This window comes from Luteibacter sp. RCC_6_2 (assembly GCF_041360655.1).
GTDB lineage: Bacteria > Pseudomonadota > Gammaproteobacteria > Xanthomonadales > Rhodanobacteraceae > Luteibacter.
Genome location: NZ_JBFUPQ010000005.1, coordinates 169,143 through 187,595 on the forward strand (window position 1 = coordinate 169,143; position 18,453 = coordinate 187,595).

The following is an 18,453-nucleotide window of genomic DNA, read 5'->3' on the forward strand; positions in this document are numbered from 1 at the left end:
CGATCACGGCAAAGCCTCTTTCGCCACCGGATAGTTCGAGGACTCGCGGACCAGTCCGCTTCCCACCCGGTTTCGGCACTCGGCATGGCACGCACGAACGGAACGGTGAGCGCAAAGAAAAACCCGCGTCGCCGCGGGTTTTTCTTTTTTACGCTTCGCCAGACTCGGCTGGATCGCCGTCCCCCGTGGGACCGCTCTCGATCGGCGGCATATCGGCGGCGGCTTCGCCATCGGGCGTCTCGCCTTCGCCTTCACCTTCGATCTCTTCCTCGGCCTCCAGGCGGACGACACCGATCAGCGTCTCGTCCTTCGGCAGCTTGATCAGGGTGACGCCCTGCGTGTTACGGCTGAGCTGGGACACCTCGGAGACACGCGTGCGCACCAGGGTGCCCTGGTCGGAGATGAGCATCAGCTGCTGCGTTTCCGTGACCTGCTCGGCGGCGACAAGGTTGCCGTTGCGCTCGGAGCACTGGATGGCGATGACGCCCTGCGTGCCGCGGCCCTTCTTCGGGAATTCCGCGAGTGCCGTGCGCTTGCCGTAGCCGCGCGCGGTGGCCGTGAGGATATCGCCCTCGCCCGCCGCCACGATCAGCGACACCACTTCGGCATCCTCGGCAAGACGCATGCCGCGCACGCCGGTGGCCGTACGGCCCATGGAGCGTACGCTGCCTTCATCGAAGCGCACCGACTTGCCGTTCGAGGCGAACAGCAGCACGTCGCTCTCGCCGGCGGTCATCGCCACGTCGACCAGCGCATCGCCCTCGTCGAGGTTGATGGCCGCCTTGCCCTTCTGCAGCTGGAAGGCGAACTCGGTCAGCGGCGTCTTCTTCACCGTGCCCTTGCGGGTGGCGAAGAACACGAAGCAGGTCGGATCGTAATCGCGTACCGGCAGCAGCGCCTGCACCTTCTCGCCCTCGCCCAGCGGCAACAGGTTGACGATGGGCTTGCCACGTGCACCCGGACCCGCCTCCGGCATCTGGTAGACCTTGAGCCAGTAGACGCGGCCGGTGCTGGTGAAGGTGAGCAGCGTGTCGTGGGTGTTCACCACCCACAGCTGCTGCACGACGTCTTCGTCCTTCAACGCCGACGCCGAACGGCCCTTGCCACCGCGCTTCTGCGCGCGGTAGAGGCTGGCCGGCTGACGCTTGATGTAGCCGGTGTGCGAGAGCGTGACCACCACGTCTTCCGGCGCGATGAGGTCGAGGACGTTGAGGTCTTCCTGCGAATGCTGGATCTCGGTGCGCCGTGCGTCGCCGTAGTCGGTACGGATCTGTTCGAGTTCCTCGCGGATGACTTCGAGCAGGCGGTTCGGGTTCTCGAGGATCTCGATGAGACCGCGGATCGTATCGAGGATCTCGCGGTATTCGTCGGAGAGCTTCTCCTGCTCCAACCCCGTGAGGCGGTGCAGGCGCATCTGCAGGATCTCGGTCGCCTGCGCTTCGGACAGCTGGTAGCCATCTTCGCGGAGGCCATCGCGCGGGTCCATGTCTTCCGGACGCGACGCGGCCGAGCCGGTGGCGGCGAGCAAGGCCTTCACCAGGCCCGGCTCCCAGCGGCGCGCGACCATGCGCTCGCGCGCCTCGGCCGAGGACGCGGAGGTGCGGATCAGCTCGATCATCTCGTCGATGTTGGCGAGCGCGACCGTGAGGCCTTCGAGGATATGCGCGCGCTGGCGTGCCTTGCGCAGCTCGAAGATGGTGCGGCGGGTGACCACCTCGCGACGGTGGCGGATGAAGGCCTCGAGAATGTCCTTGAGGTTCAGCAGCTTCGGCTGGCCATCGAGCAAGGCCACCATGTTGATGCCGAAGGTGACCTGCAACTGGGTCTGCTGGAACAGGTTGTTCAGCACCACGTCGGCCATCGCGTCGCGACGGATCTCGATCACGACGCGCATGCCGTCCTTGTCGGACTCGTCGCGCAGTTCGCTGATGCCCTCGAGCTTCTTTTCCTTGACCAGCTCGGCGATCTTCTCGATCAGGCGGGCCTTGTTCACCTGGTACGGCAGCTCGTGGATCAGGATCGTCTCGCGGCCGTTGGCCTCGGTCTCGATCTCGGTCCGCGCGCGGACGAGGATACGGCCGCGGCCGGTGCGATAGGCCTCGACGATGCCCGATGAACCGTTGATGATGCCCGCGGTCGGGAAATCCGGACCCGGGATATACGTCATCAGATCATCGACGCCGAGCGAGGCATCCTCGATCAGCGCCAGCGTGGCGTTGATGACCTCGGTCATGTTGTGCGGCGGGATGTTGGTCGCCATACCCACGGCGATGCCGGCGGAACCGTTGACGAGCAGGTTCGGCACGCGGGTCGGCAGGACCAGCGGCTCGTGCTCGCTTTCGTCGTAGTTGGGACCGAAGTCGACGGTTTCCTTGTCGATGTCCGCCATCAACTCGTGCGTGAGGCGCGCCATGCGCACCTCGGTGTATCGCATGGCCGCCGCGTTGTCGCCGTCGACCGAACCGAAGTTGCCCTGGCCGTCGACCAGCATGTAGCGCAGCGAGAACGGCTGCGCCATGCGGACGATGGTGTCGTAGACCGACGCATCGCCATGCGGATGGTACTTACCGATCACGTCACCGACCACGCGGGCCGACTTCTTGTACGGCTTGTTCCAGGCATTGCCCAGTTCGTTCATCGCGAACAGCACGCGGCGATGCACCGGCTTCAGGCCGTCGCGAACATCGGGTAGCGCACGCCCCACGATGACGCTCATCGCGTAGTCGAGATAGCTCTGGCGCATCTCGTCTTCGATGTTGACGCGGATGACTTCTTTGGCGAGTTCTGCCATCAATCGGCTTCCTGGATGTCCGTGAAAATACCCCCGCCGGCCCTATGTATCGCGCTCGCGCGATGCCGTCGGCTCAACCCGGGAATCATATCACATCGGGCGTGGAAATGACAGCAAAAAACCACGCAGATTCAATGACTTATATCGACGTCTTGGCGGTACGGAAAAGCACCGCGCGGGCCAGCAGGAAATTGGCGATGGCACCCGCCGCCGAGCCCATCGCCACGGCCACCGCGGGCCACGCGTGCAAGGCGGGAAACACCTTGAAGGCCAGCACGTAGAGGCCGTTGTTGATCACCGCGCCGAGCGCCATCAGCCCCATCCAGTGCAGCCATTCGGCGCGGTGGCCGCGACCGGAATCGCGGTGGGCGAAGGTGTGCGTGCGGTTCCACCACCAGGTCACGGTGGCGGCGCTGAGGAAGGAAACGACACGCGCGGTGTAGACGTTCCATCCCGCCAGGCCAACGAGCGATTGCGCGATGCCGGCGTCGACGGCCAGCCCGAGGATGCCGCCGACCGCGAACAGCGCGACCTCGCGGCGCAGCCGTGTCACGGAAAAAGAATCCGCATCTGCTCTTCGTCGGGACGGAGGATCACGCCACGCTCGGTCACGATCGCGTCGATCAAGTCCGCCGGTGTCACGTCGAAGACGGGATTCCAGGCGTCCGCGCCGTCGATCACCGTGCGCGTACCCGATACCGACAACAATTCCGCGGCGTCGCGCAATTCGATCTCGATGTCGGCACCCGTCGCGGTCGCCATGTCCACCGTGGTGGACGGCGCGACGACCATGAACTTCACGCCATGGTGCCGCGCGGCGATGGCGAGCTGGTAGGTACCGATCTTGTTCGCGGTGTCGCCGTTGGCGGCGATGCGGTCGGCGCCGACGATCACCCACTTCACCTTGCCGTCCTTCATCAGGTGCGAGGCCGCCGAGTCGGCGATGAGCTTCGCCGGAATGCCGTCGCGCACCAGTTCCCACATCGTGAGCCGCGCGCCCTGCTGCCAGGGGCGCGTTTCCCCGGCATATACCTGCTCGATGTGTCCCGAGGCGACGCCGGCGCGGATCACACCCAGCGCCGTGCCGTAGCCGGCCGTGGCGAGCGAGCCGGTATTGCAATGCGTGAGAACGTGCGAGCCCGTCTCGATCAAGGCGGCGCCCAACTGCCCCATGTGCTGGTTGGCGGCGAGGTCTTCCTCCTGGATCGCCTGCGCTTCGCGTTCGAGCGCGGCGGCATCGGCGCCTTCGAGGATGCGCAGGTTCATGCGATCCAGCGCCCACATCAGGTTCACCGCGGTGGGACGCGCCGCACGCAGCGTGGACATGGCCACGGGCAGGTCCACGCCGGCCTTCGCCGCGAGCACCACGCCCCAGGCCGCCGCGATGCCGATGGCCGGCGCACCGCGCACCGCGAGGTCGCGGATCGCACGCGTGACATCGTCGGAGGTGGTGCAATCGAACCAGGTCTCCTCGGCGGGGAGACGGCGCTGGTCGAGCAGGCGCAGGCGGTCGCCGTGCCACTGCACGGCACGGATGGAATCGTGGGAGGCGTGGGAGTTCATGCGGGGATTATCGCATGGGGTGTGACTGTGGGAGAGCTATCGCCGACAGGGTCGGCTCCACCAGGCACCCATCGCCGCTGAAGCGGCTCCCACACCAGAAGCAGCTCCCACACCCATTGTGGGAGCCGCTTCAGCGGCGACGCATTTCGACCGGGTGGGAAGCCGCTTCAGCGGCGATGCTCTCCGCCCGGGTGGGAAGCCGCTTCAGCGGCGATGCTCTTCCAGGTCGCCGTCACGCTGGTTCACGAAGATCAACACACCCAGCAACGCCATGTAAAACCGGAACGCCCCCTCCTGCCCGTTCCAGACCTTCGACTGCCACATGGCGAACCACTCGCCGCCGACGACCATGAAGCCGAAGAACCAGACGAGGAAGCCCAGCGCGCAGCCAGCGACAACCCAACGCTTGGCCGCATCGAACCGCACGCCACTCGCGCGCCGGGCACGCCAGAGCGTCACCGCGCCCAGCGACAACAGCACGCACGTCACGCCCTCGGCCGCGATGATCAGCCCATAGCCGACATGCCACAGGGCCGGAGTGGTGATGGCACGCCCCATCAGCGCGTTCCCCGGGAATGTGGTGTCCATCGACAACACATGCCGCACGAAGGCGAAATTCGAACCGTAGTCGACCAGGTTGTCGTAGGTCACCACGAAGGCGAAGGCAGCGAGCGCCAGGGTGAGCAGGATCTTCGCCAGCCGAACCGTCATCGATCGGCAAGCCATGCGTGGATCGCCGGCGGCACCTGTTTCTGCGCACGTCCGGAGACGTAGATGCCGATATGCCCACCCTGGAAAGCCAGCGCGGTGTAGTCGTCGCTACTCACGGCCTTGCCCAAGGGAGCCGACGCCGCGGGCGGAACCAGGTGATCCTGCTCCGCGTAGATGTTCAGCACCGGCTGGGTGATGTTCTTGAGGTCCACCCGGCGTGCGCCGATGCGTGCCTCGCCCTTGATCAGCAGGTTCTTCTGGAAGAAGTCGCGGGCGAACTCCCGGAACGCCTCGCCCGCCTGGTCGGGTGAATCGAAGATCCACTTCTCCATGCGCAGGAAGTTCTCCACTTCCTTCGGGTTGTCGAGGATGTCGACCAGGCCGATGTACTTCTGCTGGTTCAGGCGCAGCGGCTTCAACGTGAGATACGCGAAGTTCATGACGTCGGCAGGTACGTTGCCGGTGGCGTCGACGAACAGGTCGATGTCCACGTTGCGCGCCCAGTGCGAAAGCATGTTGTCGGGGGTGTGGAAATCCACCGGCGTCACCATGGTGACGAGGTTGCGCACCTTCTCCGGATGCAGCGCCGCGTAGCAGAGCGAGAACACGCCGCCCTGGCAGATGCCGAGCAGGTTCACGGCATCCAGGCCGTGGCGTTCACGCACCACGTCCATGCAACGGTCGAGGTAGCCGTCGATATAGTCTTCCAGCGTCAGCCAGCGGTCCGCACCATCGGGATAACCCCAATCGACCAGGTAGACGTCCTCGCCCTGTTCGAGCAGGTTGCGCACCATCGACCGGTCTTCCTGCAGGTCGATCATCCACGGCGTGTTGACCAGCGCATAGCAGATCAACAAGGGGACCTTCGCCGTAGGCGTTTTCTCGCCCTTGAAATGCCAGAGTGTCAGCTTGTCTTCGGTGTAGACCGCCTCGCGCGGCGTGATGCCGAGCTCAATCGGACCGACTCGCTTGAGTGTCTCCAGTCCGGCCTCGAGCTTGCGCCGGAACGCCTCGACTTCGGCGTGGGCCCGTTCCGGGTCGAACGGGAACGGAGGCATGTTCATCGTGCCCGGCCCTTGGTCGTCGCGGCGCGCTTGCCCGGCGTCGAGGTAGGCTTCGTCTTCGCCACGGCCTTCATGCCGCCGGCGCGATTCGCGGCCGCGGCCACCTTCTTCGCCGTCGCCGCGGGTTTCTTTTTCACGCGGTTCGGTCCGGCCGTCTTTACGTCCACCCCGGCGCCACGAAGTTTGACCACCTCGTCCTTCAGGGCGGCGACCTCGGCGGCCAGGCCCTGCAGATGACGCAGGTCGCGGCGAGCGGCCTGCAGGCGCTCGCCCAGGCTGTCCACTTCCTTGCGCGTGGGCATGCCCGCCTGCACGGCCATCCGCTCGACCTGCCGCTGCTGGAGCATCCGCAGGCGCATCTGCGCGTTCACCAGCGCGGCATAAACCTCGCGAAACTCCTCCGACAGTGCGGCCTCGGCATAGCTTTCCTCGGCGAGGTTCACCCAGCGGTCGTAGACCGAACGCATGGAGTCGGCGTCCGTGGGCGGCGCCTGTTCACGCAGCGCCGCGTTCGCCCGCTCGTGCACGCCTTGCAGCAGCGCCTGGTAACGCTGGTAGTGCCCGGCGTAGTCGATCCATGCGCGAAGAAGCGCCTGCTGCTCTTCCTGCTGTTCGCGGGTCAGGCCGAAGGCCGGCATCGACAGCGTATCGTTGGCGACCCGCGCCCACTCGTCGAAGTCGGGAGGCACGCCAGGCCCATGCCCGAACGGCGGCATGCCGCCGGAGAAGCCCGCACCAGGCGTTTCGCCACCGGCGATGGATCGCATCCAATCGCCGAACCCGCCAAGGCCGGCGAACAGCCGCCCCATGACATCGGTCACCGGCGAACTCTCCGCGGGAGCGGCCTTCGGATCGAGCTGTTTCGCCCAGGCCTCGACGCCCTGGCGGACGAAGGCCTGGTACTGTTCGATGAAATCGGTCGGTTTATCTGCCATGCGCGTATGGTACGCCGTCAGGGCGCGATCTCGAACGCCGCCTGCTGGCCGGCCTTCGAACTGCCGCCGACCCAGACGGTGTACCGTGCCGGTTCGACCACCTCCTCGCTTTTCGCGTTCCAGAACGACAGTTCCGGAAAGCCGAGCTGGAAGATCACGCGCCTCGACTCACCCGGCTTCAAGGCCACGCGCTGGAACCCCTGCAGGCTGCGAACCGGCTGCTCGACGCTCGCACCCAGGTTGCGTACGTAGAGTTGCACTACCTCGGTGCCGGCGCGGCGCCCGGTGTTCTTCACCGTGGCGGTCACGGTGACCAGGTCCTTCGCGCCTTTGCGGTTCGCTTCCGCCAGCGGCACGCGGTTACGGGACACCTGCACGTCCGAATAGCCGAATGTGGTGTAGGACAAGCCATGGCCGAAGGCATACAGCGCGTCGTTGGGCACGTCGATGTAGCGCGAGATGAACGCCGTGCCACGCGATGGCGGCTTCGAGAGATCCGCATCGCCCGGCGGGCGGCCGGTCGGGAACTGGTTGTAGTAGAGCGGCTCCTGGCCGACCGCGCGGGGGAAACTCATCGTCAGCTTGCCGCTGGGGGCGACGTCACCGAACAGCACGTCCGCCACCGCGTTGCCGGCTTCCGTGCCGGGAAACCACATGGCCATGATCGCGGGGACGTTGCGATCGGCCCAATCGAGCACCAGGGGACGGCCTGAGAACACCAGCAGCACCACCGGCTTACCGGTCGCGACGATCCGCTGGAGCAAGGCCTGCTGGTTGCCGGGAAGATCCAGGTGCGCGCGCGAACCGGCCTCGCCACTCATGCGCGACGATTCGCCCAGCGCCATCACCACCACATCGGCCTTGGCCGCCGCGTCCATGGCCTCGGCGAAGCCCGCTTCGGAATCCGTTTCGATGTCGGTGCCCTTCGCGTACAGCAGCTCCCCGCCTTGTTTTTTCATGCGCGCCGCCAGCCCGCCGCGCAGCGTGACCACGTCGGGGAAGTGTTGGGCGCCACCCCAGGCGCCCTGCATCTCGCTGGCCGCATCGGCGAGCGGGCCGATCAGTGCCAGCGTCTTCATGCGACGGTCGAGTGGCAGCACCGGCGCCGTGCCCTGTCCGCCATTTTTGAGCAGCACGAAGGATTCTTCGGCGGCGCGCCGCACGAGGGGACGATGCGCGTCGACGGCCTGCACCACCTCGGTGCCACGAGCATAGGGGTGCTCGAACAATCCCAGCGCGAATTTCACCCGCAGCACCCGCCGTACCGCTTCATCCACGGTCGCCATCGACAGCTTGCCTTCCTCCAGCAGCTTCGGAATCTGCGTATCGTAGAAGTGACTCATCATGTCCACCTCCACGCCAGCCTCCAGTGCTTTTCGTGTCGCCGTGGCGGCGTCCAGCGCGATGCCATGATGGGTCAACTCCATCACGGCGGTGAAGTCGCTCACCACGAAACCGTCGAAGCCCCACTCCTTGCGCAGGATGTCCGTCATCAGATATGGACTGGCGGTGGCGGGCACGCCATTGAGCGCGTTGAACGCGCTCATCATCGTCGCCGCGCCGGCTTCGACAGCCGCCCGGTACGGCGGCAGGTACACCTGGCGCAAACGGACGTCCGACATGTCCGTCGTGTTGTACTCGCGACCTGCCTCGGCCGCGCCATACGCCGCGAAATGCTTGACCGATGCCGCCACGCTTTCCGGGTCCGCGAGGCTCGTTCCCTGGTATCCACGAATGTAGGCGCGCGCCATGGCCGCGCCGAGATAGGCATCTTCTCCCGCGCCTTCGGTCGAACGCCCCCACCGCGCATCACGCGAGATGTCGACCATCGGCGAGTAGAACCACTTCACGCCGCCGGTCGTCGCCTCCACGGCGGCCATGTGCGAAAGCTCCTGCACCAGCGCCGGGTCCCACGTCGCGGAGAGGCCCAGCGGGACGGGATAGATGGTGCGGTATCCGTGGATGATGTCGGCACCGAACAGCAGGGGAATACCCAGGCGGCTACCAAGCGCCGCTTCCTGGAACGGCCGGGTCTTCGCGGCACCGACGACGTTGAGCATCGAACCCAACTCGCCCTTCCGCGCCAACGCCATCGCGTCGACCTGTGTAAGCGTCTCCGGATTGACGGCAACCGCATTGCCGTCGGCAGGCGTGGCCGCACCGCTCGCGCCGTACTGCACGAGTTGGCCGATCTTCTCGGCCAGGGTCATCCGCGCCAGCAGCGCGTCCACCTTCCGCTCGATCTCCGGCGAAACCAGCTGCGCGTTAGACGCGGGAACGACGGCGGCATCACCCGCCGACGTGGCGCACGCGGCACCGGCCAGGGCGAGCGACGCACCGAGCAAGAGCATGCGCGTGGACAGACGGGAACGGGGTCGGAAGCTCATGCATTCTCCGGGGAGGCGTCGCCAGCTGAGGACGACAGGATGACTCCGGAATGTAAACGTTTGCGGCAGCCTAGGTAAACCTTGCTGGATCGCCTTCGCATTGCTCTCACTCAAGTCGCCGTGCGGTCGGAGGGGAGCCGTGGGCTGTCGTTCTCGGAGCGATTCCGCAGGGAGGCGAAGGCAGGACGAGGACTTAGCGACGAGAATGGCAGCCCACGGCTCCCCCTTCCTCGACGCAAAGAACCAACACGATGGCGAAGCCGAGCCACCCGATACCACACAAAAAAACCCGGCATCTCGCGATGCCGGGTTTCTTGTTCAACGCGAAAGCCGGGGATCAGCCGGTGACGTTTTCGTCTTCGGTGACGGCCTTCATCGACAGGCGGATACGGCCCTGCTTGTCGACTTCCAGGACCTTGACCTTGACCAGGTCGCCTTCCTTGAGCTTGTCGGACACCTTCTCGACGCGCTCGCTGGAGATCTGCGACACGTGGACCAGACCATCCTTGCCCGGCATGATCGTGACGAACGCGCCGAAGTCCATCAGCTTGGCGACCTTGCCTTCGTAGATGCGGCCCGGCTCGACGTCGGACACGATCTGCTCGATGCGCTTGCGCGCGGCTTCGGCGGCTTCGCGGTTGACCGACGCGATCACGACATTGCCATCGTCGGTGATGTCGATGGTGGTGCCGGTCTCTTCGGTGATCGAACGGATGGTGGCGCCACCCTTGCCGATCACTTCGCGGATCTTGTCCGGGTGGATCTTGATCGTCAGCAGGCGCGGCGCGAACTCGCTCATTTCCGAACGGGCCGTGCTCATCACCTTGGCCATCTCACCGAGGATGTGCACGCGACCGCGCTTGGCCTGGGCCAGCGCCGTGCGCATGATCTCTTCGGTGATGCCTTCGATCTTGATGTCCATCTGCAGCGCGGACACGCCATCGGCGGTACCGGCCACCTTGAAGTCCATGTCGCCGAGGTGGTCTTCGTCACCCAGGATGTCGGAGAGCACGACAAAATCGTCGCCTTCCTTCACCAGGCCCATCGCGATACCGGCGACCGGCGACTTCAGCGGGACACCCGCGTCCATCATGGCCAGCGAGGAACCGCAGACCGAGGCCATCGACGAGGAACCGTTCGACTCGGTGATTTCCGAGACGACGCGAACGACGTACGGGAACTCTTCAATCGTCGGCTTGACGGCCTGCACGCCGCGCTTGGCGAGGCGGCCGTGGCCGATCTCGCGACGCTTCGGGCTGCCGACGCGACCGGTTTCGCCGACCGAGAACGGAGGGAAGTTGTAGTGGAAGAGGAACGTGTCCTTCCACTCGCCTTCCGGCGCGTCGATGATCTGCGAGTCGCGGGTGGTGCCGAGCGTGGCGACGACCAGGGCCTGCGTCTCGCCGCGGGTGAACAACGCCGAGCCGTGCGTGCGCGGCAGGACGCCGACGCGCACCGAGATCGGGCGGATGTCGTCGAGCTGGCGGCCGTCGATGCGGACCTTGGTGGACAGCACGCCGTCGCGCAGGGTGCGGTACTCGACCTCACCGAAGGCGGCGCCGATGTCGCCATCGGTCCAGCCGTTGGCTTCGGACTGGGCGGCGAGCGCGGCCTTCACCTCGGTCTTCAGCGCGCTGATGACGTCGCGGCGAGCCAGCTTGTCGCGGATCTGGAAGGCTTCGGCGAAACGGTTGCCGACAACGGCCTTGACCGCGTCGTACAGCGCCGTCTTGGCGGCCGGGGCTTCCCACTTGAACGACTTGGCGCCGGCTTCGGCGACGAAGGCGTTGATCGTGTCGATGGCGGCCTGCATCTGCTGGTGGCCGAAGACCACCGCGCCGAGCATGACGTCTTCGCTGAGCAGCTTGGCTTCCGATTCCACCATCAGCACGGCCTTGGCCGTACCGGCGACGACGAGGTCGAGGTCGGAGGTCTTCAGCTGGGCGGCCGTCGGGTTCAGGATGTACTGACCGTTGGCGTAACCGACGCGGGCAGCGCCGATCGGGCCCTTGAAGGGCACGCCGGCGAGCGTCATGGCGGCCGAGGCGCCGATCAGTGCCGGGATGTCACCGTCGACTTCCGGGTTCAGCGACACGACCTGTGCGATGACCTGGATCTCGTTGCGGAACTCTTCCGGGAACAGCGGACGGAGCGGACGATCGATGAGGCGCGAGGTCAGCGTCTCCTTCTCGGTCGGACGGCCTTCACGCTTGAAGAAGCCACCCGGGATGCGACCCGCGGAGTAGAACTTCTCCATGTAGTCGACCGTGAGGGGGAAGAAGTCCTGGCCCTCGCGTGCCTTGGGGGCCGCGACGACCGTCACCAGGACGACCGTGCCGCCCATGCTGACCATGACCGCACCGGAGGCCTGCCGGGCGATTTCGCCCGTCTCCAGTGTGACTTCGTGACTACCGTACTGGAATGACTTGGTTACTTTCGCCACTTCGATCTCTCCTCGTCCTGTTCCGGTGGTTTAGCGGCGCAGGCCGAGGCGTTCGATCAGGGTCTGGTAGCGAGCGAGGTCATTCCCCTTGAGGTACTGCAGGAGCTTCTTGCGACGGTTGACCATGCTGATCAGGCCGCGACGCGAGTGGTGGTCCTGCTTGTGCGCCTGGAAGTGATCCTGCAGCGCGGTGATGTTCGCGGACAGCAGCGCGACCTGGACTTCGGTCGAGCCGGTGTCGTTTTCCTTGCGACCGTAGTCCTTGATGATCTGGCTGGTCTGTTCGACGGTGAGCGACATGTGTATCGATTCCTTAAAAGCGGGTGCGAGACTTGCGCAACCTCAACGACTACCGATGAAGTTGCGCAAGCCTCGCTTTTGATGAAAGCCGTTAAACGAGCACGTAATTGTAACGTCCTGCGCGTAGTGGCAACAAGCCCGGTCAGACGGGCGGCAGGTTGAATCCCCTGAGGACGCGAAGGATACCGTCTTCACCGACCTCTCCCAAGGCCATCAGGCGCCCGTCGGCACCCCGGACCCCGCACCGGCCCGGGACCGCGCCCTGCCCCAGCGGCACGGGCTGGCCGAATCCCAGCACCCGGGTCTGGTCCGGATCGAGATCCACCCGGGGGATATGGGCCAGGCCCGCTTCCACGGGCAGGAGGCAGGCCTCGAGCTGGTCCGGACCCGTCTCGGCGGCCTCGTGCAACTGCTCGAGCGTGACCATGGCGGGCGCCATGAAGGGTTCGACCCAGAGCCGGCGCAGGCCGGTCAGGTGGGCACCGCACCCCAGGTTCGCGCCGAAGTCGACCGCCAGGCTGCGCACGTAGGTGCCCGAGCCACACTCGACGAACAGGCGCACGGTGTCGCCCTCGCGGTCCAGCACCTCCAGTCGGTAGACATCGACTTCACGGGCGGGCACGTCCACGGCCTCGCCGCGGCGGGCACGGACATACAGCGGCACGCCATCCTGCTTGATCGCCGAATAGGCGGGCGGGACCTGGACGATGTGGCCGCGCAGAGGCGCCAGGGCGGCCTCGATGGTGGCGTCGTCCAGTGACGGGACCGGACGCGTCTCGACCATCTCGCCTTCCAGGTCGGCCGTGGTGGTGGTGACGCCCAGGCGCACCTCGGCTTCATAGGCCTTGCGTGAACCCAGCAGCCAGCCGGCGATCTTGGTGGCCTCGCCGAAGCAGAGCGGCAACAACCCCGTCGCCAGCGGATCGAGGCTGCCCGTATGTCCGCCCTTGGCCGCGCCCACGAGCCGTCGTGCCGTCTGCAAGGCCTGGTTGGAACTCAGGCCCAGCGGCTTGTCGAGCAGGAGGATGCCGTGGATGTCGCGGAAGGTTCGGCGGTTCATGGGTATCGGAAACAGGGGGCGGTGCCCAGGTGGAGCCGACCTTGTCGGCGATGCTCTTGTGGGAGCCGGCTATGCCGGCGATCCCGTGGCAGCGGGCAATCTTGTCGCGAGCACCCTATCGCCGCTGAAGCGGCTCCCACAGGAGCCCATGGCTCCGGTCTCTTAAGACCACTTCAGGTCTCTTAAGACCACTCAGCTTTCGTCCGACGATTCGGGTTCGGCCGGGGGAACCGGGTTCTCGCGCAACAGGCGCTCGATCCGCTCGCCGGTGTCCACGGATTCGTCGTACTTGAACTTCAACTCGGGCACGCGGCGAAGGCGCATGGAACGCGACAGCGCGCGGCGGAATTCCGGGGCCAGTTCCTTCAATGCCTTGACCGCGACGACCGACTGCTCGGGCATCAGCGCGGTGACCCACACCGTGGCCCAATCCAGGTCCCTGGTCACTTCCACGTCGGACACGCTGACCGACGGCAACGCGTGATCGCGTACCGCGGCATGCACCAGGAGGCCGATCTCGCGCCGGAGTTCGGCGGAGACGCGGTCGGTGCGCTTGAAATCACGGGACGGCATATCCGCCTCCAGTTTTTAGGGGTGCAATAACGAATAAAGCCTCCCCGGCGCATGCCGGGGAGGCGCATTGCCCGCGGTTACAGCGTGCGGGCGACTTCGATGCGCTCGAAGCACTCGATCTGGTCGCCGACCTTCACGTCGTTGTACTGCTTCACGGCGATACCGCATTCCATGCCGTTGCGAACCTCGTCCACCAGTTCCTTGAAGCGGCGGAGCGACTCCAGCTCGCCCTGGAACACGACGACGTTGTCGCGCAGCACGCGGATCGGCTTGGACCGCTTGACGAAGCCCTCGGTGACCATGCAACCCGCCACCGCGCCGAACTTCGACGAACGGAACACGTCGCGGACCTGCGCGATACCGATGATCTCTTCGCGGATTTCCACGCCGAGAAGACCCGATGCCGCCTGCTTCACCTGGTCGATGACGTCGTAGATGATCGAGAAGTAACGGACATCGAGGCCGTTGGTGTCGATCACCTTGCGTGCCGACGCGTCGGCACGGACGTTGAAGCCGATGATCAGCGCCTTGGAGGCCGCCGCCAGCGTGGCTTCCGACTCGGTGATGCCGCCCACGCCGGACGAGATCACGTTCACCTTCACCAGGTCGTTGCCGATCTGGGTGAGCGAATCGCGCAGCGCTTCGACCGAACCCTGCACATCGGCCTTGACCAGGATGTTGAGGGTCTGCTGGCCTTCGCCCTGGCCCATCTGGGCCATGATGTCTTCGAGACGGTTCGACTTCGAAACGAGGCGGTTCTCGCGACGCTTCTGCTGACGCTCGGCGGCCACCTGGCGGGCGAGGCGCTCGTCCTCGACCGCGACGAAGTCGTCACCCGACTCCGGCACGCCGGACAAGCCCAGCACCTGCACGGGAATCGACGGGCCGGCCTCGTTCACCTGCTTGCCGGTCTCGTCCACGAGCGCACGCATGCGGCCGTATTCGATACCGCAGACGACGAAATCGCCCTTCTTCAGCGTGCCCTGCTGGACCAGCACCGTCGCCACCGGACCGCGGCCACGGTCGAGGCTGGATTCGATCACGACACCCGAGGCACGGCCATCGGCCACCGCCTTGAGTTCCATGATCTCCGCCTGGATCGAGATCGCGTCGAGCAGCGCTTCGACACCGTCGCCGGTCTTCGCCGAAAGCGGCACGAACGGCGTGTCGCCGCCCCACTCTTCCGGGATGACTTCGAGGTTCGCGAGGCCTTGCTTCACGTTGTCCGGATTGGCGTCGGACTTGTCCATCTTGTTGACCGCGACGATCAACGGCACCTTGGCGGCGCGCGCGTGACGTACGGCTTCCTGCGTCTGCGGCATGACGCCGTCGTCCGCGGCGACCACGAGCACCACGATATCCGTGGACTGCGCACCGCGTGCGCGCATCGAGGTGAACGCGGCATGGCCCGGGGTGTCGAGGAAGGTGATCACGCCGCGGCTGGTTTCGACATGGTACGCGCCGATGTGCTGCGTGATGCCACCAGCTTCGCCCGAGGCGACCTTGGTTCGGCGGATGTAATCCAGCAGCGAGGTCTTGCCATGGTCGACGTGACCCATGATCGTGACCACCGGCGGACGCGTGACCTTCTCGCCCTCGAGCTCGACGCTCTGGGTGTGCGAGGCCAGCGCGGCTTCCGCGTCGTTCTCGGTCGCGCGGACCGGGTTGTGGCCCAGTTCCTCGACGACGAGCGCCGCGGTGTCGTGATCGATCGTCTGGTTGATGGTCGCCATGACGCCCATCTTGAACAGCGCCTTGACGACCTCGGCGCCCTTCACGGCCATCTTCTGCGCCAGTTCGGCGACGAGGTTGTTATCGCCGATCACCACGTCACGAACCACGGCGACGGTCGGCCGCGTGAAGCCGTGCGGACCGCCCGACGAAGCGCCGCCACGCGGTGCCTCGGCACGGCCCTTGGCCTTGCCGCCACGGCGGTTGCCACTGGAACGGCGCGCGCGATCGGCGTCGGAGAGGTGCAGTTCGCCGGCGGCAAAACGCTTGCCACCCGCCTCGCGATCGCGGCCACCGCCGCCACCACCGCCGCCCTGCTTCGGACGCGCGTTGCCGCGCGAATCGTTGGCGGCAGCGACCGCGCCCGGTGCCGGGCGGGAAGCGGGCGCGGACGCCGCGGGACGCGCGGCGGCCGGAGCCGGTGCGGGTGCCGGGGCCGGCGCGGGTGCCGGCGGCGGAACCGGAGCGGGTGCCGGCTTGGCGATCACGCGCTCGCGCTTACGCGGCTCGTGGATGCGCGGCAGGATCATGCCGAGCGAGCGCGTATCGAGCTTGCCGGTCTGGTGGGTCACGCCATCGTCGTTGCCGGACGCGGCGACTGCCGGTGCCGGCGTGGATGCCTCGACCGCCGCCGGAGCGTCCGCGGGGGCCTGCGCCTGCTCGGCGCGTGCACGTTCCGCCGCGGCCTGTTCGGCCTCGGCATGGCGACGCGCTTCCGCGGCGGCCTCTTCCTGGCGACGCGCTTCGGCCTCGGCTTCGCGACGGGCCGCCTCGGCCTGTTCACGGCGCTCGGCTTCCTCGCGGCGGGCCGATTCCTCGTGCTCGCGCTGGGCGTGCGACTCGGCCAGCTTGCGCGCGGCTTCCTCGCGCTCCGGCTCGTGCGCGGCATCTTCCGCGATCGCGCTGCGCTTGACGTACGTGCGCTTGGTGCGGACCTCGACGTTGACCGTCTTGGCGGCACCAGCGCCACGGCCCGTGCCGGAGTTCACTTTCAGCTCGCCAACGGTGCGGCGCTTGAGCGTGATCTGGCGCGGCGCCGACTCGTCCGCTTCAGGAGCGGCGTCGTTCTTGCCATGCGTGCGACGCAGGAAGCCAAGCAGCTTGAACTTTTCAGTGCTGCTGATGACTTGCTCCGCATCGGAGAATTTCATTCCGGCTTCGCCAAGCTGCCCAAGCAGCTTGTCGACCGGCAAACCCAGTTGCTGGGCGAGTTGTTTGATAGTGACGTCCGACATCGTTATTTATTCTCCGCCGTTCCCGCGCGTAACCCTACGTGCCGACGATGACCCGTACGGCTGCCTCCATCCATGGCGGGAGACCTCATGGCCTCCCTCGAGGCGCCCGTCCAGGACGCTTCCGGTCTCGCGCTCAGCCACCTTTCTCCAGGCGGGCGATCATCGGTGCGCGCGCAGCCATGATCAGCTGCGATGCGCGCTCCTCGGTCATGCCTTCGATATCGATGAGCTCGTCGACGGCGAGGTCGCCCAGGTCGTCGAGCGTCTTCACACCACGATCCGCCAGCGCGAAGGCGGTCGCTTCGTCCATGCCGTCCATTCCGAGCAGTTCCTCGGACGGAGCGTTTTCCTCCACGCCTTCCTCGGCGGCGAGCGCCTCGGTCAGCAGGGCGTCGCGAGCACGGGCGCGAAGTTCCTCGACGATGTCCTCGTCGAAACCTTCGACCGCCAGCAACTCGGCACTCGGCACGTACGCGATTTCTTCCACGGACGAGAAGCCTTCCTGCACAAGGATGCTGGCGATTTCCTCGTCCACTTCCAACTTGTCCTGGAACAGCGCCAGGGCGGCGGCCTGCTCGGCCTCGCTCTTGGCGGTGACTTGGTCCTGCGTCATCACGTTGAGCTGCCAGCCGGTGAGCTTGCTGGCGAGGCGCACGTTCTGGCCACCGCGGCCGATCGCCTGGGACAGCTTGTCCTCGGCCACCGCGATGTCCATCGAGTGCTTCTCTTCATCCATGATGATCGACTGCACTTCGGCCGGCGCCATCGCGTTGATGACGTACTGGGCCTGGTTCTCGTGCCACAGGATGATGTCGACGCGCTCGCCATTGAGTTCGTTCGACACGGCCTGCACGCGCGAACCACGCATGCCGATGCACGCACCGATGGGATCGGTACGGCTGTCGTGCGCCACCACGGCGATCTTGGCGCGATCGCCCGGATCGCGGGCGCAGCCCTTGATTTCCACCAGCCCCTGGCCGACTTCCGGCACTTCGAGCTTGAACAGTTCGATCATGAATTCCGGCGCGCTGCGCGAAACGAACAGCTGCGGACCGCGGATTTCCGACTTCACTTCATAGAGGTAACCACGCACGCGGTCGCCCACGCGGGCCGACTCACGGGGAATGGTCTTGTCGCGCGGGATGAACGCCTCGGCGTTGCTGCCCAGGTCGAGGTAGACGTTGCCGCGCTCGACGCGCTTGACGATACCCGTGACCAGCTCGCCCACGCGGTCGGCGAAGGCGTCGACCACCTGCTGCCGCTCGGCTTCGCGGACGCGCTGCACGATCACCTGCTTGGCCGCCTGGGCCGCGATGCGGCCGAACTCGGCGTTCTCGATCTGGTGCTCGATCCAGCCACCGACCTCGGCCACTTCGTCTTCGCCCGCCTCGTCCTGCGCGTCCATCAGGCGGATCTGGAAGGACGGGTCCTCCATCTCGCCGTCGTCCGCGATGATCTCCCAGCGACGGAAGGTCTCGTAGTCGCCCGTGTTGCGATCGATCTCGACGCGGATGTCGGGATCCTCATCGGGGTAGCGCTTCTTGGCAGCCGAGGCCAGCGCCGCTTCCATGGCTTCGAAAATGACTTCGCGCGGTACGCCCTTTTCGTTGGCGACCGCGTCAACTACCAGCAAAAGTTCTTTGCTCATTGCCGCTACTCC

At 66.1% G+C, this 18,453-nt stretch carries 13 protein-coding genes; all 13 read right to left on the bottom strand.

The window, feature by feature from the left end; translation table 11 throughout:
- Positions 1 to 148: 148 nt before the first annotated feature.
- The 13 genes from gyrA to nusA all read right to left on the bottom strand — a co-directional run bounded on the left by gyrA (position 149) and on the right by nusA (position 18,441).
- Positions 149 to 2,791, bottom strand: coding sequence for a DNA gyrase subunit A (gyrA, locus tag AB6730_RS07035; RefSeq protein ID WP_371022946.1), 2,643 nt, complete (start codon positions 2,789 to 2,791; stop codon positions 149 to 151).
- Between the two features lie 139 nt (positions 2,792 to 2,930).
- Entirely contained in the window at positions 2,931 to 3,344 is a 414-nt protein-coding gene (locus AB6730_RS07040; protein WP_371022947.1) for a GtrA family protein, read from the bottom strand.
- Positions 3,341 to 4,354 (bottom strand): S-methyl-5-thioribose-1-phosphate isomerase, encoded by a 1,014-nt coding sequence (gene mtnA, locus AB6730_RS07045; protein ID WP_371022948.1) that lies wholly within the window; start codon positions 4,352 to 4,354, stop codon positions 3,341 to 3,343. The genes AB6730_RS07040 and mtnA overlap by 4 nt, the downstream gene beginning before the upstream one ends.
- 204 nt (positions 4,355 to 4,558) lie before the next feature.
- Positions 4,559 to 5,065, bottom strand: a complete 507-nt coding sequence (locus AB6730_RS07050; RefSeq protein ID WP_371022949.1) for a DUF2165 family protein — start codon at positions 5,063 to 5,065, stop codon at positions 4,559 to 4,561.
- Positions 5,062 to 6,123, bottom strand: coding sequence for a class III poly(R)-hydroxyalkanoic acid synthase subunit PhaC (locus AB6730_RS07055; RefSeq protein WP_371023069.1), 1,062 nt, complete (start codon positions 6,121 to 6,123; stop codon positions 5,062 to 5,064). Before AB6730_RS07055 ends, AB6730_RS07050 begins: the two co-directional genes overlap by 4 nt.
- A 2-nt stretch (positions 6,124 to 6,125) precedes the next feature.
- The gene (locus tag AB6730_RS07060; protein WP_371022950.1) at positions 6,126 to 7,064 is read right to left on the bottom strand and encodes a poly(R)-hydroxyalkanoic acid synthase subunit PhaE; all 939 of its coding nucleotides are present in this window, start codon (positions 7,062 to 7,064) and stop codon (positions 6,126 to 6,128) included.
- A gap of 17 nt (positions 7,065 to 7,081) precedes the next feature.
- Complete coding sequence (bglX, locus tag AB6730_RS07065; RefSeq protein WP_371022951.1) at positions 7,082 to 9,451, bottom strand: beta-glucosidase BglX; 2,370 nt, start codon at positions 9,449 to 9,451, stop codon at positions 7,082 to 7,084.
- A gap of 337 nt (positions 9,452 to 9,788) precedes the next feature.
- Positions 9,789 to 11,894, bottom strand: coding sequence for a polyribonucleotide nucleotidyltransferase (pnp, locus tag AB6730_RS07070; RefSeq protein ID WP_371022952.1), 2,106 nt, complete (start codon positions 11,892 to 11,894; stop codon positions 9,789 to 9,791).
- A gap of 30 nt (positions 11,895 to 11,924) precedes the next feature.
- Complete coding sequence (gene rpsO, locus AB6730_RS07075) at positions 11,925 to 12,194, bottom strand: 30S ribosomal protein S15 (protein WP_371022953.1); 270 nt, start codon at positions 12,192 to 12,194, stop codon at positions 11,925 to 11,927.
- 142 nt (positions 12,195 to 12,336) lie between these two features.
- On the bottom strand, positions 12,337 to 13,254 hold the full coding sequence (gene truB, locus AB6730_RS07080; protein ID WP_371022954.1) for a tRNA pseudouridine(55) synthase TruB: 918 nt from the start codon (positions 13,252 to 13,254) through the stop codon (positions 12,337 to 12,339).
- A 192-nt stretch (positions 13,255 to 13,446) separates the two neighbouring features.
- On the bottom strand, positions 13,447 to 13,827 hold the full coding sequence (gene rbfA / locus AB6730_RS07085) for a 30S ribosome-binding factor RbfA (RefSeq protein WP_371022955.1): 381 nt from the start codon (positions 13,825 to 13,827) through the stop codon (positions 13,447 to 13,449).
- A 77-nt stretch (positions 13,828 to 13,904) separates the two neighbouring features.
- Complete coding sequence (gene infB / locus AB6730_RS07090) at positions 13,905 to 16,793, bottom strand: translation initiation factor IF-2 (protein ID WP_371022956.1); 2,889 nt, start codon at positions 16,791 to 16,793, stop codon at positions 13,905 to 13,907.
- Between the two features lie 133 nt (positions 16,794 to 16,926).
- Positions 16,927 to 18,441: a transcription termination factor NusA gene (nusA, locus tag AB6730_RS07095; RefSeq protein ID WP_306847367.1), complete on the bottom strand. Its 1,515-nt coding sequence runs from the start codon at positions 18,439 to 18,441 to the stop codon at positions 16,927 to 16,929.
- Positions 18,442 to 18,453: the final 12 nt, after the last annotated feature.